16 protein-coding genes are annotated in these 18,331 nt (G+C 64.9%); 8 read left to right on the top strand and 8 right to left on the bottom strand.

Annotated elements, in window-relative coordinates; all coding sequences use genetic code 11:
• The first annotated feature begins 27 nt into the window (after positions 1-27).
• The 4 genes from seqA (at position 28) to C1N62_RS12075 (ending at position 3,490) form a co-directional block, all read left to right on the top strand.
• Complete coding sequence (gene seqA / locus C1N62_RS12090; RefSeq protein ID WP_137763872.1) at positions 28-627, top strand: replication initiation negative regulator SeqA; 600 nt, start codon at positions 28-30, stop codon at positions 625-627.
• 24 nt (positions 628-651) lie between these two features.
• Positions 652-2,295, top strand: coding sequence for a phosphoglucomutase (alpha-D-glucose-1,6-bisphosphate-dependent) (gene pgm / locus C1N62_RS12085; protein ID WP_137763871.1), 1,644 nt, complete (start codon positions 652-654; stop codon positions 2,293-2,295).
• Positions 2,296-2,445: 150 nt separating this feature from the next.
• A complete protein-coding gene (locus tag C1N62_RS12080; RefSeq protein ID WP_137763870.1) occupies positions 2,446-3,075 on the top strand; it encodes a PadR family transcriptional regulator in 630 nt (209 codons plus the stop codon).
• A gap of 208 nt (positions 3,076-3,283) precedes the next feature.
• Complete coding sequence (locus C1N62_RS12075) at positions 3,284-3,490, top strand: YbfA family protein (RefSeq protein ID WP_137763869.1); 207 nt, start codon at positions 3,284-3,286, stop codon at positions 3,488-3,490.
• 6 nt (positions 3,491-3,496) lie between these two features.
• On the opposite strand, the gene kdpE is transcribed toward C1N62_RS12075, so the two are convergent.
• From kdpE to C1N62_RS12045, 6 genes are read right to left on the bottom strand one after another with little or no spacing between them, the layout of a single operon-like run.
• Positions 3,497-4,189 (bottom strand): two-component system response regulator KdpE, encoded by a 693-nt coding sequence (kdpE, locus tag C1N62_RS12070; RefSeq protein ID WP_137763868.1) that lies wholly within the window; start codon positions 4,187-4,189, stop codon positions 3,497-3,499.
• On the bottom strand, positions 4,149-6,866 hold the full coding sequence (gene kdpD, locus C1N62_RS12065; protein ID WP_137763867.1) for a two-component system sensor histidine kinase KdpD: 2,718 nt from the start codon (positions 6,864-6,866) through the stop codon (positions 4,149-4,151). Before kdpD ends, kdpE begins: the two co-directional genes overlap by 41 nt.
• A gap of 3 nt (positions 6,867-6,869) precedes the next feature.
• Positions 6,870-7,442: a potassium-transporting ATPase subunit KdpC gene (gene kdpC / locus C1N62_RS12060; protein ID WP_137763866.1), complete on the bottom strand. Its 573-nt coding sequence runs from the start codon at positions 7,440-7,442 to the stop codon at positions 6,870-6,872.
• Positions 7,443-7,453: 11 nt separating this feature from the next.
• Positions 7,454-9,514 carry a potassium-transporting ATPase subunit KdpB gene (kdpB, locus tag C1N62_RS12055; RefSeq protein WP_137763865.1) on the bottom strand — a complete coding sequence of 687 codons (2,061 nt, stop codon included), beginning with the start codon at positions 9,512-9,514 and terminating at the stop codon, positions 7,454-7,456.
• Positions 9,514-11,199 carry a potassium-transporting ATPase subunit KdpA gene (kdpA, locus tag C1N62_RS12050; RefSeq protein ID WP_137763864.1) on the bottom strand — a complete coding sequence of 562 codons (1,686 nt, stop codon included), beginning with the start codon at positions 11,197-11,199 and terminating at the stop codon, positions 9,514-9,516. The genes kdpB and kdpA overlap by 1 nt, the downstream gene beginning before the upstream one ends.
• On the bottom strand, positions 11,199-11,288 hold the full coding sequence (locus C1N62_RS12045; protein WP_137763863.1) for a K(+)-transporting ATPase subunit F: 90 nt from the start codon (positions 11,286-11,288) through the stop codon (positions 11,199-11,201). The genes kdpA and C1N62_RS12045 overlap by 1 nt, the downstream gene beginning before the upstream one ends.
• 233 nt (positions 11,289-11,521) lie before the next feature.
• Here C1N62_RS12045 and C1N62_RS12040 point away from each other — a divergent pair, with 233 nt between their 5' ends.
• Genes C1N62_RS12040 through C1N62_RS12025 form a run of 4 tightly spaced genes read left to right on the top strand, consistent with a single transcriptional unit; the run spans position 11,522 to position 15,773 of the window.
• Positions 11,522-12,475 carry a DUF523 and DUF1722 domain-containing protein gene (locus C1N62_RS12040; protein WP_137763862.1) on the top strand — a complete coding sequence of 318 codons (954 nt, stop codon included), beginning with the start codon at positions 11,522-11,524 and terminating at the stop codon, positions 12,473-12,475.
• A 43-nt stretch (positions 12,476-12,518) separates the two neighbouring features.
• Positions 12,519-14,027 carry a deoxyribodipyrimidine photo-lyase gene (gene phrB, locus C1N62_RS12035; protein WP_137763861.1) on the top strand — a complete coding sequence of 503 codons (1,509 nt, stop codon included), beginning with the start codon at positions 12,519-12,521 and terminating at the stop codon, positions 14,025-14,027.
• Positions 13,994-14,998, top strand: coding sequence for an MBL fold metallo-hydrolase (locus C1N62_RS12030; RefSeq protein WP_137763860.1), 1,005 nt, complete (start codon positions 13,994-13,996; stop codon positions 14,996-14,998). Before phrB ends, C1N62_RS12030 begins: the two co-directional genes overlap by 34 nt.
• 31 nt (positions 14,999-15,029) lie before the next feature.
• A complete protein-coding gene (locus tag C1N62_RS12025; RefSeq protein WP_137763859.1) occupies positions 15,030-15,773 on the top strand; it encodes a type 2 GTP cyclohydrolase I in 744 nt (247 codons plus the stop codon).
• Positions 15,774-15,803: 30 nt separating this feature from the next.
• Here the strand turns inward: C1N62_RS12025 and C1N62_RS12020 are convergent, their stop codons facing one another.
• Positions 15,804-16,391 carry an N-acetylmuramoyl-L-alanine amidase gene (locus C1N62_RS12020; RefSeq protein ID WP_137763858.1) on the bottom strand — a complete coding sequence of 196 codons (588 nt, stop codon included), beginning with the start codon at positions 16,389-16,391 and terminating at the stop codon, positions 15,804-15,806.
• A 328-nt stretch (positions 16,392-16,719) separates the two neighbouring features.
• Positions 16,720-18,120 carry an MFS transporter gene (locus C1N62_RS12015; protein ID WP_137763857.1) on the bottom strand — a complete coding sequence of 467 codons (1,401 nt, stop codon included), beginning with the start codon at positions 18,118-18,120 and terminating at the stop codon, positions 16,720-16,722.
• Between the last annotated feature and the right edge of the window lie 211 nt (positions 18,121-18,331).

Raw genomic sequence — 18,331 nt, 5'->3', positions numbered from 1 at the left:
TAAGTAGAAAAACAGTACTGGATAAAGATGAAAACTATTGAGGTTGACGAAGAGCTCTATCGTTATATCGCGAGCCACACCCAGCACATTGGTGAAAGCGCGTCCGATATCCTGCGCCGTATGCTGAAATTCACACCGGGCCAGCAGGCACCGGTGCGCGCCGCAACAGCCAGTATGGCCGCCCAACCGCAGGCCCAGCCTGCCCCCGCGTCGGCCCCGGTGCAGCCGCAGGCCGCCGCCCGCTCCGTGACCGCGCCGGCCCCGGCCGCGCAGCCGCGTGACAAGGTGCGGGCGATGCGTGAGCTGCTGCTTTCGGATGAATACGCCGAGCAAAATAAGGCCGTCAATCGCTTTATGCTGGTGCTGTCAACCCTCTATAGCCTGGCGCCGCAGGAGTTCGCGGCGGCGACAGACACCTTGCACGGCCGCACGCGCACCTACTTTGCCGGCGACGAGCAAACCCTTCTCCAGAGCGGCAACCACACCAAGCCCAAGCCAGTGCCGGGCACGCCGTACTGGGTCATCACCAATACCAATACCGGTCGCAAACGCAGCATGATTGAAACCATCATGCAGGCCATGCAGTTCCCGGTGGAACTGACCGATAAAGTTTGCGGCACCATTTAATTTACGCGAAAGGGAGAAGTGCCGGTGGCCAATCATCCACGCGCAGGGCAACCTGCTCAGCAGAGCGATTTGATTAATGTGGCACAGTTGACGTCGCAATATTACGTATTGCAGCCGGAGCCGGGCAATGCCGCACACGCGGTGAAGTTCGGCACCTCCGGCCACCGCGGCAGCGCGGGCCGTCACAGCTTTAATGAAACGCACATTCTGGCCATCGCGCAGGCGATTGCCGAGGTGCGCAAACAGCACGGCATTACCGGGCCGTGCTACGTGGGTAAGGATACGCACGCGCTCTCGGAGCCGGCCTTCATCTCCGTGCTGGAAGTGCTCACCGCCAACGGCGTTGACGTGATTGTCCAGCAGGACAATGGCTTCACCCCAACCCCCGCTATCTCCAATGCCATTTTGGTGCACAACCAGAACGGCGGCGCGCAGGCCGACGGCATCGTGATTACGCCGTCCCACAACCCGCCGGAAGATGGCGGCATCAAGTACAACCCGCCGAACGGTGGCCCGGCTGACACCAACCTCACCTCGGTGATTGAGAAGCGCGCCAACGCGCTGCTGGCCGATGGCCTGAAGGGTGTGCAGCGCCAGTCGCTGGACAAAGCCTGGCAGGGCGGCCACCTGCATGAAAAAGATCTGGTGCAGCCCTACATTGAGGGCCTGACCTCCATCATCGACATGCCAGCTATCCAAAGCGCGGGCCTGAAGCTGGGCGTGGATCCGCTCGGCGGCTCCGGCATCGCCTACTGGGAGCGCATCGCCGAGCACTACAAGCTCGACCTGACGCTGGTCAACAACGAGATCGACCAGACCTTCCGCTTCATGCACCTCGACCATGACGGCATCATCCGCATGGACTGCTCCTCGGAGTCGGCGATGGCTGGCCTGCTGGCGCTGCGTGACAAGTTTGATCTGGCCTTCGCCAATGACCCGGACTACGACCGCCACGGCATCGTCACGCCGAAAGGGCTGATGAACCCGAACCACTATTTGGCCGTTGCCATCCAGTACCTGTTCCAGCATCGCCCGCAGTGGGGCCAGGATGTCGCGGTAGGCAAGACGCTGGTCTCCAGCGCGATGATTGACCGCGTGGTGGCCGATCTCGGCCGCAAGCTGGTGGAAGTGCCAGTGGGCTTCAAGTGGTTTGTGGATGGCCTGTACGACGGCAGCTTCGGCTTCGGCGGCGAGGAGAGCGCAGGTGCCTCCTTCCTGCGCTTCGACGGCACGCCGTGGTCCACGGACAAAGATGGCATCATCATGTGCCTGCTGGCCGCTGAGATCACCGCGGTCACCGGCAAGAACCCGCAGCAGCACTATGACGGGCTGGCAGAGCGCTTTGGCGCGCCGAGCTACAACCGCATTCAGGCGCCCGCCACCCACGCGCAGAAGGCCGCGCTCTCCAAGCTCTCCCCAGAGCAGGTGAAAGCTGACCAACTGGCTGGTGACAAGATCACCGCCCGCCTGACGGCAGCACCGGGCAATGGCGCGGCCATCGGCGGCCTGAAAGTCATGACCGACAACGGCTGGTTCGCCGCCCGTCCGTCCGGTACTGAGGAAGCCTACAAAATCTACTGTGAGAGCTTCCTTGGCGCGGAGCACCGCGAGAAGATCGAGAAAGAGGCAGTCGACATCGTGGGCGAAGTCCTGGCGAACGCCAAATAATCCGCCGCTAACCGCATGATTAAGGCGCTGTTTCGACAGCGCCTTTTTTTATGCCTGCAAAATGAGCAAAAAGATCTTGCCGGGATCGTGCGTCGCCGCTATTTTAGATATATCTAAATTAATTAGATATATCTAAAAACAAGGTGACTGATGATGAATGAAGAGATGACCACCCGCAAACCCGGCGGCCGCCGTCGCCGTGACAAAGTCTATAACCTGATCCGCCGTGGCGGGCACCATGAGCACCGGGGCGGCCATGAGGGACGTCGGCGCGGTCGGGGTGAGAAGCTGCACCGGCTATTTGAGCACGGTGAACTGCGCCGCGTGCTGCTGGCGCTGGTGGCCAAAAAGCCGAGCCACGGCTATGAGCTGATCAAGGCGATTGAGGTGGCCTCCTCCGGGCTGTATGTGCCCAGCCCTGGCGTGATCTACCCAACCCTGACGCTGCTGGAGGAGCAGGATTTTCTGGTGGCAGAGGCGGCAGAAAATGGCCGCAAGCGCTACCGCATCACGCCAGCGGGCGAGGCAGAGCTGGCAGAGCACCAGACGGCGGTGGATGTGATCTTCGCCCGGCTGGCGCAGGTGACGGCGAACCGGGAGGGCAATCTGGCCGAAGGCATCGCGGAGACCATGAAGCGCCTGAAACACGCATTGCGCAGCAATATGATGCGCACCGACCTGAGCGCAGAGCAGATTGCGCGCGTCAATCTGGCGCTGCAAACGGCGGTGGAGAGCATTGAGCAGGAGCTGGCCGCCGCGCCGCGGGAAGAGGGCGAATAGGCGCGGCAAGGGCGGGCATTATTTAACCTAAAATTAGCGGCTATTTAGCACTCCTGTAACTTAATCACGACGTTGGTAAGGATCCGATCAAAAAAGTGAAAAAGAGTGGTCGGAGGAGTAGCCATAGCTCATTGTGCAGAGTAATATTTGAGCTAGCTCACATAATCACCGTGATTAACTTTCAGCGAAACGTTTCAGGAGGAACAGTATGCCCATCTATACCGCCTTTCCCCGCCACCGGGTCCTGTTGCGCCGCGGCGCGGTCATCGCCGCCGGAACGCTGGCCCTGCCAGTGATGCTGCTGCACCGCGATCGCGCCCGTTTCTATAGCTACCTGCACCGCGTTTGGCACAAAACCAGCGACAAGCCGGTGTGGCTGGCGCAATCCGAACTGGCGGCGCAGGATTTTTACTGATTCCCGTCAGGCCATAAAGCGGTAACCGACCCCGGTTTCGGTCAGCAGGTGCTGCGGCCGGGTGGGGTCGGCCTCCAGTTTTTGGCGCAGATGCCCCATGTAGATGCGCAGGTAGTGGTTGTGCTCCACTGCGTTCGGCCCCCACACCCGGCTCAATAACTGCCGCTGCGTCAATACCTTGCCACGGTTCGCCAACAGTTCTGCCAACAGGCGGAACTCAATCGGCGTCAGGTGCACCGGCTGGCCCTGGCGTGTCACCCGCCGGTTGGGCAGATCCACCGTCACCTCTGAGAAGGTCACCAGCGGGCTGTCATTGCCGCCGTGGCCATTATGGCGGCGCAACGAGGCGCGCGCCCGCGCCAGCAGCTCACCCACGCCAAACGGCTTGCTCAGGTAGTCATCCGCGCCCGCGTCCAGCGCGGCGATCTTCTCCGCCTCTTCACTGCGCGCCGACAGCACGATCACCGGGATCGCGCTCCACTGGCGCAGATCGTGGATGAAATCCAGCCCATCGCCATCCGGTAGCCCAAGATCCAAAATGATCAGATCAGGCTTGCGGGTCGCCGCCTCGATCAGCCCACGTTGCAGGGTGCCAGCGTCATGCACGCGCCACCCCTCCACCTCCAGCGCGGTACGCACAAAGCGGCGGATCTCATTCTCATCTTCCACTATCAGGATCTGCACCGGGTTCAGGGCCATTCTCCTCAAGAAATTCTGCCGCAAGGGCCGGGGGCGGGGTGAGGGGCAGCCAGAAACGGAAGGCCGCGCCCCCCTCAGGGCGATTCAGCGCCTGAATCTCCCCGCCGTGAAGCACCATAATGGCACGGCAAATCGCCAGCCCCAAGCCCACGCCGGGGATCGCTGACTCCCGCTGCCCACGGGCGAACTTGTCAAAGATGCGCAGCTCCTCGCCGGGCGGGATGCCGGGGCCATCGTCCCAGACCGTTACCCACAGCCGCCCCGGCTCCTGCTCGGCACGGATGCCAAGGGTAGCGGTGGGGCCAGCGTACTTATGGGCATTCTCCAGCAAATTGACCAGCACCCGCTCAATCAGCCCGGCGTCACACTGCACCAGCAGCAGCTCCGGCGGCAGCTCAAGGCGCAGCGGATGCCCCTCCAGCGTTGGCTCCAGCGATCGCAGCGCGCTGCCCACCAGCTCATCCAGCGCCTGCCACTCCTTGCGCAATTGGAGGCCGCCGGACTGGATGCGCGCCATGTCGAGCAGGTTGTTTACCAGCCGGGTAGTGCTCAGCACCTGCTGGCGGATCTGGCTGGCCTGTGGCGCAAAGGGGGAGTGCGCCGCCGCCAGATCGAGGGTGAGAATCTCCGCCTGACCAAACAGCACCGTCAGCGGCGTGCGCAGATCGTGGGAGAGGGCGGCGAGCAGCGAGTTGCGTAGCTGCTCCCGTTCGGCGTCAACCCGCGCGCGCTCCGCCTGTGCCGCCAGATGCAGGCGCTCCAGCGCATTCGCCAGCAGCACGCTGAAGGTCTGCAACAGCCGCTGTTGCTCTGGCACCATCAACTGGCGCGTGCTGGCTGGCTCTACCGCCAGCAGCCCCAGCGCCTGCCGTCCGGTGGCTAGCGGCAGCAACTGGTAAGGGACGCCGGGCAGGGTGTCAGTGCCCGCCCCGGCCGGGGCGCGGGTGTCGAAACTCCAGCGGGCGATGGCCGGATCGATCGCGCCCGGCGTGGATTCTGGCTCGCTGTAGGGGCGCAGCTCGCCCTGCTCGTCGGGCAGCAGCAGGCTGACGCGCGCCTGAAAACTGCCCGCGACAAAGCGGCAGCCAGCCTGCGCCACCGCCTCCGGCGTCAGCGCCTGACTCAGGGCGGTGGAGATCTCATACAAATGGCGGGTGCGCTGCTCGCGGTAGCGTGCCACCCGCGCCTGATAGCGCACCCCGGCGGTGAGGTTGCCGATCAACAGGCCGACGGTGAGCATCACCGCAAAGGTGACCAGATATTGCGCCTCGCTGACCGCCAGCGAGCCGCGCGGCTGGACGAAAAACAGGTCGAAGCTGGCGACGTTCAGCAGCGCCGCCACCACCGAGGGCCAGCGGCCAAAGAACAGCGCCACTACCACCACGCCGAGCAAATAGAGCATCACCAGATTCGACAGGTCAAAGCCGGGCAGCAGCCACTGCGACGCGCCGGTGATCAGCGCGCAGAGCGCCAGCGCCGCGCCGCACCCCTGCCATTGGCGCTGCCAGCGCGTCGCCAGCGGGCGGGCATCGGGTTGCCCAGTGGGGGCGGGCGTGGGCGAGAGCGGGATCAGCAGCAGCTCGGCCTCCGGGGCCAGCCGCGCCAGCCGTTCACCAAAGCTGCGCCGCCAGCGGCGGCCCTCACGCGGGCGGCCCGCGAGGATGCGCCCCAGCCCATGCTGGCGGGCGTAGCGCAGCAGCGCCCGCTCCGGTTCGGCGTCCGCGAGGGTGGCGGTCTCCGCGCCGAGCGCCTGCGCCAGCTTCAGGGCCTGCAAAATCGCCCGCCGCCGCGCCTCTGGCAGGCGGTGCAGGCGCGGCGTCTCGGCATAGACCGCATGCCAGGGGCAGTTGAGCCGACCCGCCAGCCGGGCGGCGGCGCGCACCAACCGCTCCTGCCCGGCGGCGGGGCCGATGCAGACCAACAGGGCGTCACGCGGCGTGCTGCCGCCCTCCGGCCCGTGGCGCAGGGCGCGGATCTGCCCATCCACCCGGTCGGCGGTGCGGCGCAGCGCCAGCTCCCGCAGGGCGATCAGGTTGCCGGTGCGGAAAAAGTGCTCGATGGCGCGCTCCGCCTGACCGGGCAGGTAGACTTTGCCCTCCTTCAGGCGGCGGCGCAGGTCATCCGGCGGCAGATCGACCAGCACCACCTCGGTGGCCTGATCGAAGATCTGGTCGGGCACCGTCTCCCGCACCCGGATGCCAGTGATGCCGCCGACAATGTCATTCAGGCTCTCCAGATGCTGCACGTTGACGGTGGTCAGCACATCGATGCCAGCGTTGAGCAGCTCCTCGACATCCTGCCAGCGCTTGGGGTGGCGCGACCCCTCGACGTTGCTGTGCGCCAGCTCGTCCACCAGAATTAGCGCCGGGCGGCGCGCCAGCGCGGCGTCGAGGTCGAACTCCGGCAGCGCGCGGCCACGGTGGCTGACGCGGCGCGGCGGCAGCTGCGGCAGGCCCGCCAGCAGCGCCTCGGTTTCGCGGCGGCCGTGGGTCTCCACCACACCGGCCAGCACCGCCAGCCCGGCCTGTTGCAGGCGCTGCGCCTCCTGCAACATGGCATAGGTTTTTCCCACCCCGGCGCAGGCACCGAAAAAGATCTTTAGTTGCCCGCGCGGGCGGGCGTTCGCCAGCGCCAGCAGGGCGTCCGGGTCAGGGCGTTCAGGCGCCTCATCCACCATGCATTATCCTTTGAGCGCATCCAAAGCGCGGTTCAGTTCCAGCACATTGACCACCGGCTCGCCAAGCAGCGCCGGGAAGGGCGTTTCGGTCTGGGCCGCCACCAGCCGCTCCAGCGTCGCCGGTGGCAGGTGGCGCACCCGCGCGATGCGTGAGATCTGCCAGCGCGCCGCCTCGGGCGAGATGTGCGGGTCCAGCCCGCTGCCGGAGGCGGTCACCAGATCCACCGGCACCGCCGCCGGGCTGTCGGGGTGGGCGGCACGCAGCGCGGCGATGCGGGCGGCCAGCGCCTGATCGAGCGCCGGGTTACTGCCAGCCAGATTGCTGCCGCCCGACGCCAGCGTATTATAGGGCGCGGCCGATGTCGCGGAGGGACGGCCCCAGAAATAATTGTCATGGCTGAAGGGCTGGCCAATCAGCGCCGAGCCGACCGCCCGGCCCTCGGCGTAGATCAGCGAGCCGTGCGCCTGCGGGCTGAACAGCCAGTTGGCCAGCGCGGTGGTCAGCAGCGGGTAGGCGAGGCCGGTCAGCAGGGTCAGCAACAACAACAGCAGCACAGCGGGTCGTAAATGGCTCATGGGGTCTCCTTTCAGGCCATGCCCAGCAGGGTGAGGAACAGATCGATAAGCTTGATGCCAGCGAACGGCACCAGCAGCCCGCCCAGCCCGTAGATCCAGAGGTTGCGCCGCAGCAGCGCCGCCGCGCCCATCGCCCGGTAGCGCACGCCCTTCAGCGCCAGCGGGATCAGGAACACGATGATCAGCGCGTTGAAGATCACCGCCGACATGATGGCGCTGGCAGGCGAGTGCAGGTGCATCACGTTCAGTGCATTGAGCTGCGGATAGGTGGCAGCAAAGGCCGCCGGGATGATGGCGAAGTACTTGGCGACATCATTGGCGATGCTGAAGGTGGTCAGCGAGCCGCGCGTCATCAGCATCTGCTTGCCGATGTGCACCACCTCAATCAGCTTGGTGGGGTTGGAGTCGAGATCGACCATGTTGCCCGCCTCCTTGGCCGCCTGGGTGCCGGAGTTCATCGCCACCGCCACGTCGGCCTGCGCCAGCGCCGGGGCGTCATTGGTGCCGTCGCCGGTCATCGCCACCAGCCGCCCCTCGGCTTGGTACTGGCGGATCAGTGCCAGCTTGGCCTCGGGCGTCGCCTCCGACAGGAAGTCATCCACCCCCGCCTCGGCGGCGATAGCCGCGGCGGTCAACGGGTTGTCGCCGGTGATCATCACGGTTTTGATGCCCATCTTGCGCAACTGGGCAAAGCGCTCGCGGATGCCGCCCTTCACGATATCCTTCAGCGCCACCACCCCCAGCACCTGATTGCCGTCGGCCACCACCAGCGGCGTGCCGCCCTCACGCGCCACCCCCTCCACCAGCGTGTTGACTGCCAGCGGGAAGGCCCCGCCGTTGGCCTCCACGTGGCGGCGGATGGCGTCCACCGCCCCCTTGCGCACGCTGCGCCCCGGCAGTTCCACGCCGCTCATGCGCGTCTGGGCGGAGAAGGGCACAAAGCTTGCGCCGAGCGCGCTGAGCGGCCGCTCGCGCAGATTGAAGCGCTGTTTCGCCAGCACCACGATGCTGCGCCCCTCTGGCGTCTCATCCGCCAGCGAGGCCAGTTGGGCGGCGTCGGCCAATGCCTGCTCCGCCACGCCCGGCGCGGGCAGGAAGGCGCTGGCCTGCCGGTTGCCGAGGGTGATGGTGCCGGTCTTGTCGAGCAGCAGCACATCGACATCACCGGCCGCCTCCACCGCCCGGCCGCTGGTGGCGATCACGTTGGCCCCCAGCATCCGGCTCATGCCCGCCACGCCAATCGCTGACAGCAGCCCGCCAATGGTGGTCGGGATTAGGCAGACCAGCAGTGCCACCATCACCGTGACGGTGATCGGCGTACCGGCGCCGCCCGCCAGCACGCTGAACCAGGAGAAGGGAAAGAGGGTGGCGGTCGCCAGCAGGAAGACAATGGTCAGCGCCACCAGCAGGATGGTGAGGGCGATCTCGTTGGGCGTCTTGCGGCGCTGCGCCCCCTCCACCATGCTGATCATCCGGTCGAGGAAGGTGTCGCCGGGGTTGGCGCTGCACTCCACCACCAGCCAGTCGGAGAGCACCCGCGTGCCGCCGGTGACGGAAGCGAAATCGCCGCCTGACTCGCGGATCACCGGCGCGGACTCGCCGGTGATGGCGCTCTCATCCACTGACGCGCCGCCCACCCGCACCTCGCCGTCGCAGGGGATGATGTCGCCCGCCTCCACCAGCACCCAGTCGCCCTTGCGCAGGCTCTCCGCTGCCACCTGCTCGCGGGCGGCCTCCGGCTGCGGCGCGGCCAGCTTTTTCGCCCAGTTGCTCTTTGTCACGCCGCGCAGGCTGGCGGCCTGTGCCTTGCTGCGCCCCTCGGCCAGCGCCTCCGCCAGATTGGCGAACAGCACCGTGAACCAGAGCCACAGGCTGACCGCGCCGGTAAAGCCGCTCTGTTGGCCAGCCAGCCACTGTTGCAGCCCAATCAGGGTGGTCAGTAGGCTGCCGAGGTAGACCACAAACATCACCGGGTTGCGCCACTGGGCGCGTGGATCGAGTTTTTTCAGCGCGCCCAGCAGCGCGGCGCGCAACAGCGCTGGCGTCAGCAGGGATGAAGGTTGTCGTGTCATCACAGGCTCCCTGAGTGCCCAATGGGCTGAAGGTGTTCGGCCACTGGCCCCAGCGCCAGTGCCGGAATAAAGGTCAGCGCGCCGACCAGCAGCACGGTGCCGACCAGCAGCCCGACAAACAGCGGGCCGTGGGTCGGCAGGGTGCCCGCCCCCGCGGGTTGGCGCGGTTTCGCCGCCAGCGAGCCAGCAATCGCCAGCACCGGCACAATGACGCCAAAGCGCCCGACCGCCATCACCACTGCCAGCAGCAGGTTGTAGAAGGGGGTGTTGACGCCCAGACCGGCGAAGGCGCTGCCGTTGTTGTTGGCGGCCGAGGAGAGGGCGTAGAGCACCTCGCTGAAGCCATGCGCGCCGGGGTTAAGGATGCCCGCACGCCCGGCGGGCAGCGCCAATGCCAGCGCGGTGCCGAGCAGCACCAGCGCCGGTGTCACCAGAATCGCCAGCGCCGTCATCTTCATCTCGCGCACGTCGATCTTTTTGCCGAGGTACTCCGGCGTGCGGCCAATCATCAGCCCGGCGATAAACACCGTCAGCAGCACGAACAGCAACATGCCGTAGAGGCCGGAGCCGACGCCGCCAAACACCACCTCGCCAATCTGCATTAGCCACATCGGCACCAGCCCACCCAGCGCGGTGAAGGAGTCGAGCATCGCGTTGACCGCGCCACAGGAGGCGGCGGTGGTCACCACGCTGAACAGCGCGGAGGCGGCGATGCCAAAGCGCGCCTCCTTGCCCTCCAGGTTGGCGGCACTCTGCGCGCCAAGGGCGGTGAGGTGCGGGTTGCCCGCCAGTTCGGCGTACATCACCACCGCCACGCAGACCACGAAGATCAAGGACATCGCCCACACCAGCGCATTACCCTGACGGCGGTCGCCCACCACCTCGCCGAAGGCGAAGCAGAGCGCGCAGGGGATGAGAAAGATCGCCAGCATCTGCAACAGGTTGCTGAAGGCGGTCGGGTTCTCAAACGGGTGGGCGGAGTTGGCGCCGAAGAAGCCGCCGCCGTTGGTGCCGAGCATCTTGATCGCCTCCTGTGAGGCCACCGGCCCCATCGGCAGTACCTGCACGCCGCCCTCCAGCGTCGCCACCTGCTGGTAGGGCGCAAGGTTCTGCAACACCCCTTGGCTCACCAGCATCAACGCCAGCAGCAGCGACAGCGGCAGCAGCACGTAGAGGGTGATGCGCGCCAGATCGACCCAGGCGTTGCCAAGGGTGGCGGTGGCGGGGCGGGCGAAGGCACGGATCAGCGCGAAGGCCACCGCGATGCCGCTGGCGGCGGAGAGGAAATTCTGCACCCCCAGCCCGGCCATCTGGCTCAGGTAACTCAGGCTGTTTTCGCCGCTGTAGGCCTGCCAGTTGGTGTTGGTGACGAAGCTGACGGCGGTGTTCAGCGCCAGATCCCAGCCCAGCCCCGGCAGGTGTTGCGGATTGAGCGGCAGCACGCCCTGCGCCAGCAGCAGTGCCAGCAACAGCAGCAGCCCGAGCGCGTTGAACAGCAGCAGCGCCAACAGGTAGTGCACCCAGCCCATCTCATTGGGCTGCGGTGCCAGCAGGCGCTCCAGCCCGCCCAGCCCCGGCGGCGGCCCGCCCTCCACCAGCCGGGCCATGCCGCTGCCGAGCGGCCGCGCCAGCGCCAGCAGCACCAGCATAAACAGGGCCAGCAGGCCCATGCCTTCCATTGTCATCAGAATGCCTCCGCCCGGATCAGGGCATAGACCAGGTAGGCCAGCACCAACAGCACCAGCCCGGCCCCGGCGATTACGCTGAGACTCATCTTCTTCTCCTGTGGGATTTTGTTACCCGCAGGCTAGGGCGCGGCAGGCAAAGAAGCTGAAAAAATCGGGCGTGCGGGTGTAAAGAAAAGATAAAAATCACCCTCATTGATAATTTTTTAAACGCTAACCTGTACAAAACCAGTAATTTGTATAAATTGTTGGCCCCGAGGGTGGGACAGTGGCCCGCTCTCTTCTACACTTAATTCATCATGCAAAACACCAGGGAGTCGTCGTGAGTGAAAAAATTCCTATTGGAATCAGCGCCTGCCTGCTGGGTGAGAATGTCCGGTTTGATGGGGGGCATAAGCGATTCGGCTTTGCTGTGGAACAGCTGGCCCCCTATGTTCGCTTCGAACCGGTATGCCCGGAGATGGCGATCGGTCTGCCGACGCCGCGCCCGGCGCTGAGGCTGGTCAAGGCCGATCAGGGCATCGTGATGCGTTACAGCAATGATGAGTCGGTGGACGTCACCGAAGCCATGCAGCACTACGCCGAAACGCGGGTCAGTTCGCTCGGCCACCTGTGCGGTTACATTGTCTGCGCCAAGTCGCCAAGCTGCGGCATGGAGCGGGTACGGGTCTACAGCGCCAACGGCAAGGATGCGCGCAAAAGTGGCGTCGGCCTCTACACCGCTGAGCTGATGAAGCGCTATCCGTGGCTGCCGGTGGAGGAGGATGGGCGGCTGCACGATCCGGTGCTGCGTGAAAACTTTGTGGAGCGGGTGTTCGCGCTCTATGAGCTGAACATGCTGTGGAAGCAGGGGCTGTCGCGCGGCGGGCTGATCGCCTTCCACAGCCGCTACAAGCTGTCGCTGCTGGCGCACTCCCAGCCGGAGTACCGCGAGCTGGGGCGCTTCGTCGCCGCCATTGACCAGTGGGATTCGCTGGAGGCGTTCACGGTGGAGTACCGCAGCCGGCTGATGAAGCTGATGTCCCATCGCGCCACCCGCCGCAACCATACCAACGTGCTGATGCATGTGCAGGGCTACTTCCGCAACCAGCTGACGGCGGATCAGAAGCAGGAGCTGACCCAGCTGATCGATCGCTATCGCCGCGGCGTGCAGCCGCTGCTGGCCCCGATCACGCTGCTCAAGCACTACATGCGCGAGTTCCCGGACGGCTACCTGCAACAGCAGCGCTACTTTGAACCCTATCCCGAAGCGCTCTGCCTGCGCTACGGACACTGAACCGGGCGGCCTGCGGGCCGCCCGTTTGTTGACAGGATACGTTATGGCAACCCATCTGGTCTGGTTCCGCAATGACCTGCGCGTCACGGATAACCGTGCGCTGCACGCCGCCTGCGAAGACCCGGAGGCGCGGGTGCTGGCACTGTTTATCGCCACCCCGGCGCAGTGGGCCTCCCACAGCATGGCCCCGCGCCAGGCGGCCTTCATCCGGCAGAATCTGGCGGCGTTGCAGGCTTCGCTGGCAGCGCGCCACATCGAACTCTTTTACCACCAATGCCCGGACTTCACCGACAGCGCGCTGTGGCTGGTGGAGTTCTGCCATGCGCAGCGGGTCGATCAGCTTTTCTACAACCGCCAGTATGAGCTGAATGAGCGGCGGCGTGACGCCGCGCTGGAGAAGGCGCTGGCTGGCACGGTGCTGTGCCGCAGCTTTGATGACAGCCTGCTACTGCCGCCGGGCAGCGTGGTGAACGGGCAGGGCGAGATGTACAAGATCTACACCCCGTTTCGTAAGGCGTTTGTCCGTCGGCTGACGGAGTCGGACACCCGATCGCTGCCCGCGCCCAAGCCGCGCCACACCGACGAGGTGGCGCGTCACCGGTTAACACCGTTTGACTACCCGCAACAGGAGCCGGATGGCGAGCTCTACCCGGCGGGCGAGGAGGCGGCGCTGGCGCAGCTGCGCCGCTTCTGCCGCGAGCAGGTGGAGGATTACTCGCGCCAGCGTGACCAACCGGCGCTGGAGGGCACCAGCCGCCTGTCGGCCTATCTGGCGATTGGCGTGCTCTCGCCGCGCCAGTGCTTCAACCGCCTGCGCACCGAGTGCCCGCAGATGCTGGAGCAGCAGGAGGGCAGCGCCTTTGGCTGGTTCAATGAGCTGGTGTGGCGCGACTTCTACCGCCATTTGCTGGTGGCCTGGCCGATGCTCAACAAACACCAGCCGTTCGTGCCGTGGACGAAGTTTGTGCCGTGGCGACGTGATGAGGCAGCATTCGAGGCGTGGAAGCGCGGCCAGACCGGCTACCCGATCGTGGACGCCGCGATGCGCCAGATGAACCAGACCGGCTGGATGCACAACCGGCTGCGGATGATCACCGCCAGCTATCTGGTGAAGGATCTGCTCATCGACTGGCGCGAGGGCGAGCGCTACTTCATGTCGCAGCTGATTGATGGCGACTACGCCGCCAACAACGGCGGCTGGCAGTGGGCGGCCTCCACCGGCACTGACGCGGTGCCCTATTTCCGCATCTTCAACCCTACCACCCAGGGCGAGCGCTACGACAAGCAGGGCGCGTTTATCCGCCGCTGGCTACCGGAGCTGGCGGCGGTGCCGGATAAGTTCATCCACCAGCCGCACCGCTGGGCGGAACAGCACCAGCACGTGCTAGACTATCCGGCACCACAGGTCGATCATGCCGATGCGCGGCGCGACACGCTGGCCGCCTTCGAGGATGCCCGCCGCCATGCGCAACGCCTTGAGGATGACGGCCTATCGGAGGATCGTCAGGGAGCAGGCAGATGGGCAGAGGAAAATACCGGGCAACCTTACTGATTGGCGCGGCGCTACTGGCGCTGTGCCCGACGGCGGCACTGGCTGGCTTTGAGCTGGTGGCGCTGGGCGTGCGTGGCGGGGTGGAACAGCAGAACCTGAGCGCTTACCTGATCCGCAGCGATCAGGACACGCGCTGGCTGGCGCTGGACGCTGGCTCGCTGTTGCCGGGCATCCGGCAGGCGCTGGCGAAGGGCAGCCTGCCAGAGGCGACGCCGCAACAGGCCGCGCCACTGACGCCGGAGGGCTACGTGTTCCGCGAGCTGATTGCTGGCTACTTCATCAGCCACGGCCACCTCGACCATCTGGCCGGGTTACTGCTCAACGCGCCCGAGGACAAGCCGCGCAAGCCCATTTACACCACCAGCGACACCGCCAACACCCTGCGCACCCACTACTTCAACTGGAAAAGCTGGCCCAACTTCAGCGACAGTGGCAACGGCACGCGGCTCGGCACCTACCGGATCTACACCCCGCCGCCCGGCCAGCGCTTCACTCTGGCGGACACCCGCATGAGCGGCGTGATCTACCCCCTCAGCCATGGGGGCGGCGCTTCGGCGATGCTGCTGATCCGCCACGGCGAAGAGGCATTCGCCTACTTTGGCGACACCGGCGCGGATGCCGTCGAGCGCTCCCGCCACCTGCACGCCGCCTGGGAGGCGCTGGCACCGCTGGTGCAGGCGCGCCAGCTCAAGGGCATCATGCTGGAGAGCTCCTACGCCGATGACCAGCCCAGCGACCGGCTCTACGGCCACCTGACGCCCGCATTGCTGCTCAGCGAACTGGCGCGGCTGGCGACGCTCAGCGGTGGCGAGGAGGCGCTGCGCGGCCTGCCGGTGGTGGTCACCCACATCAAGCCGTCGTTGCAGGCTGGCAAGGATGTGCCCGCCGAGGTGAAACAGCAACTTGACGCCGGAAACCGCCTCGGGGTTAACTTTATCTTTATGCAGCAGGGCGACCGCCTGACCTTTTGACGCCCTGCGTGACCCACCAAGGAAATGAACCATGCGCAATACCGAACTGGAACGCCTCATCAACCAGAAACTCAACGTCAGCGACTTCAAAGACTACGCGCCGAACGGCCTCCAGGTGGAGGGGCGTGAAGAGGTGCAACGCATCGTCACCGGCGTGACCGCCAGTCAGGCGCTGCTGGACGCCGCCGTCGCGCACCGGGCCGATGCCATCGTGGTGCACCACGGCTACTTCTGGAAGAACGAGCCGGTGGTGGTGCGCGGCATGAAACGCAACCGCCTGAAGACCCTGCTGACCGAGGATATCAACCTCTACGGCTACCACCTGCCACTGGACGCGCACCCGGAGCTGGGCAATAACGCGCAGTTGGCGCAGATGCTGGGAATTGAGGTGCGGGGCGAGGTGGTGCCACTGGTGCCGTGGGGCGAGCTGGCCACGCCGCTCACCGGCGAGGCGCTGCGCCAGCGGCTGGAGCAGCAACTGGGGCGCAGCGTGCTGCACAGCGACACCCACGCACCGGCCACCATCCGCCGCGTCGCGTGGTGCACCGGCGGCGGGCAGGGCTTTATCCAGCAGGCGGCGGAGTTTGGCGTCGATGCCTTTATCAGCGGGGAGGTGTCGGAGCAGACCATCCACATCGCGCGTGAGATGGGACTGCACTTCTTTGCCGCCGGTCACCACGCCACCGAGCGCGGCGGCGTGCGGGCGCTCGGCGAGTGGCTGGCGCGGGCGCATGGGCTGGATGTCACCTTCATCGACATCGACAACCCAGCCTGATGCGGTGGGGGCAGGGCGCTGCCCCCTTTGTTAAGCCATATGGGCCGGAATGGCTTGGCGGGATTGGATAAATTCATCCAGCGCGTCAACGATGGCATCATTAATTGCCTCGCGCACCTCCGCCTCCAGCAAGGTATTTCGATCGTGCTCGTTACTGATAAAACCCAATTCAATTAATACCGCTGGCCCGGTAAATTTTAATACCGCCAACTCCGGGCGGTTTTTTATTCCCCGGTCGCGGAAATGGGTGGTTCTCACCAACCGATCCTGAATCAGTTGCGCCAACGGCTTGCTATTGTCGCGGTTATAGATCACCTCGACGCCCTGAGCAGCGGGATTGTCCGAGGCGTTGAGGTGCAGCGAGATCAGGATGTCGCTGCCCGCCTCCTTGACGCGCTGGGCGCGCTGCGACAGCGGCGTCGGCGTCTGGCTATCCTGACGGGTGATAAACACCTCGAAGCTGCCTGAGCGCAGCCGCTCCTTCAGCGCCAGCCCATACTCCAGTACCACATCCGCCTCAAACAGCGGCGGGTGTGAGGGGGTGTGCACGGCACCGGGATCAAAGACCCCCGCCTTGCGGTTTGCCATGCCATGTCCGGGATCGATGCCTATTTTCATAGTGGTTCCTTACTGCCATTACAGTGATTAAGTGGGTGGGAAAATCCTCCTTATTAAAATAAAAATCAGGATGTAATAAGCGTAACGGCTGTTCGCTTGCCGCTGGCAGAACCAACAGTCCGGCAGTGGGGAATTTATAAATAGAGTGTGCAAGGACGGCAAAAAATAAACATCACATTAATGTGATTTATTCTTTTCATAAAAAATGGGCGAAAGATGAGATCTATTTCTCATAATTTAGCCTGATTAAGGAAATTTATTATTTCAATGATCATGGTTAGGCAAGTAATAATAGGCCAGCCAGAGCGGGATCTGGCTGGCCAGCGCGCTACCCGTGATGAACGCGCTTCTCCGGCTCCTCGGGCAGGGTGTCATCCTCGAGCAGGATAAAGGCTTTTTGCAGGCCGGTGTCGGCGTCCGGGTCAGCCCCCTGCGGCGGGAAGGGGGACGCTGAGTCATCATCATTCACCGGCATCGCTTCCTGGATCTGCTGCTCATCAAACGCCGGGTTAAGCGCTGGCGAGAGCGGCGAACTGGTCAGGCTGTCGGGGATCACGGCGTGCGGCACCGGCGCATCCTCGGCCAGCGGCACCTCCTCCGCCTGTGGCACCGGCCGCGCCAGTGCCGCCATCACCGCGCCGCACAGCGCAAAGAAGGCGTAGAGGATATGGCCGCCCAATGGCTCCATCAGCGAGCCGACCAGCAGCGGGCCAAGACAGGCGCCAACGCCAAAGGCCATCAGCAAACAGGCGGAGAGCGACACCCGCCGCTCCGGCGCAATCTGGTCATTGGCCAGCGCCACCACCAGCGGGTAGAGCGAGAACTGCATCAGGCTGACCACGAACCCGATCCCCAGCAGCAGCGCGAACGGCAGGCGCGGCAGCAGCGCCAGCGGCAGTGCCGCCAGCAGCAACAGCAGCGCGCCGATGCAGAGCAGCCGGTTGCGGTTGTAGCGGTCGGAGAGCCAGCTCAGCGGGAACTGCGCCAGCAGCCCGGCGAAGATCGCCAGCGCCATGAACAGCCCGGTCTGGCGGGTGGTCAGCGCCTGTTGGCTGGTGTAGACCGGGGCCAGCCCATAGAACGCGCCCACCACCATGCCGGTCAGCAGCGTCAGCGCCAGCACCTTGGGGATCGCCCCAAGGAAGAACTTCAGCTCCAGTGGCGCGGGCGACATGTGGTTGGCGTGGGTGCGGGTGGTCAGGGCAATCGGCACCAGACAGAGGGCAAAGCAGAGCGCGATCAGCAGCAGCGTGCTGATGCCCAGCCCATCCTGCCACATCAGCACCACCTGGCCGAGCGACATCCCGAGATAGGAGGCGGCCATATAGAAACCAAACACCAGCCCGCGCTGCTCCGACTGCGCCTGATCGTTAAGCCAGCTCTCCAGCACCATGTACTGGCACATCATGCACAGGCCGATGATCAGCCGCAGCCCCACCCACGCGGGCAGGCTGTCCGTCAGCCCGTGGCCGAGCACCGCGGCGGTGATGATGCCGGAGCAGGAGACATAGGCGCGGATGTGGCCGACGCGGGCGATCAGCACATGGCCCACTTTGCCGCCAATCACCAGCCCGATGTAGTGGGCGGCGATGATGGCGCCAATCAACATGCCGCCCACCTGCATCGCCGTCAGCCGCAGCGAGACATAGGTGGTCAGCAGGCCGGAGCCAAGCAGCATCAACAGGGTGGTGGTGTAGAGGGGAAAAAAGACGCCCAAGGTTTTTTTCACGCTATCTCCCTTATTCCATGCAAGAAAGGCGGGGCATGAGGCGCCCCGGCGCACCTTCACCGGCGCAGGATGAACAACCCGATACACTTGATACTAGCAGGTGTGAAAGGGCGTGAGGCCGCTGCCACGTAACAGGTTGACAGCGCACCAATATTTGCAGCATAAATATGCATGTTTTTATTGATAAATATTCTTTATCTAAGGGGTGGCC

It is taken from the genome of Nissabacter sp. SGAir0207, from assembly GCF_005491205.1.
Taxonomy (GTDB): domain Bacteria; phylum Pseudomonadota; class Gammaproteobacteria; order Enterobacterales; family Enterobacteriaceae; genus Chimaeribacter.
Note: the sequence above shows the minus strand (reverse complement) of the source record. Positions and strands in the feature narration are given on the sequence as shown.

What these genes read in the sequence shown, in the direction of transcription:
- seqA (WP_137763872.1), top strand. Translation starts at nt 28, where the DNA reads ATGAAAACTATTGAGGTTGACGAAGAGCTCTATCGTTATATCGCGAGC.
- C1N62_RS12080 (WP_137763870.1), top strand. Translation starts at nt 2,446, where the DNA reads ATGATGAATGAAGAGATGACCACCCGCAAACCCGGCGGCCGCCGTCGC.
- C1N62_RS12075 (WP_137763869.1), top strand. Translation starts at nt 3,284, where the DNA reads ATGCCCATCTATACCGCCTTTCCCCGCCACCGGGTCCTGTTGCGCCGC.
- kdpE (WP_137763868.1), bottom strand. Translation starts at nt 4,189, where the DNA reads ATGGCCCTGAACCCGGTGCAGATCCTGATAGTGGAAGATGAGAATGAG.
- kdpD (WP_137763867.1), bottom strand. Translation starts at nt 6,866, where the DNA reads ATGGTGGATGAGGCGCCTGAACGCCCTGACCCGGACGCCCTGCTGGCG.
- kdpC (WP_137763866.1), bottom strand. Translation starts at nt 7,442, where the DNA reads ATGAGCCATTTACGACCCGCTGTGCTGCTGTTGTTGTTGCTGACCCTG.
- kdpB (WP_137763865.1), bottom strand. Translation starts at nt 9,514, where the DNA reads ATGACACGACAACCTTCATCCCTGCTGACGCCAGCGCTGTTGCGCGCC.
- kdpA (WP_137763864.1), bottom strand. Translation starts at nt 11,199, where the DNA reads ATGACAATGGAAGGCATGGGCCTGCTGGCCCTGTTTATGCTGGTGCTG.
- C1N62_RS12045 (WP_137763863.1), bottom strand. Translation starts at nt 11,288, where the DNA reads ATGAGTCTCAGCGTAATCGCCGGGGCCGGGCTGGTGCTGTTGGTGCTG.
- phrB (WP_137763861.1), top strand. Translation starts at nt 12,519, where the DNA reads ATGGCAACCCATCTGGTCTGGTTCCGCAATGACCTGCGCGTCACGGAT.
- C1N62_RS12030 (WP_137763860.1), top strand. Translation starts at nt 13,994, where the DNA reads ATGGGCAGAGGAAAATACCGGGCAACCTTACTGATTGGCGCGGCGCTA.
- C1N62_RS12025 (WP_137763859.1), top strand. Translation starts at nt 15,030, where the DNA reads ATGCGCAATACCGAACTGGAACGCCTCATCAACCAGAAACTCAACGTC.
- C1N62_RS12020 (WP_137763858.1), bottom strand. Translation starts at nt 16,391, where the DNA reads ATGAAAATAGGCATCGATCCCGGACATGGCATGGCAAACCGCAAGGCG.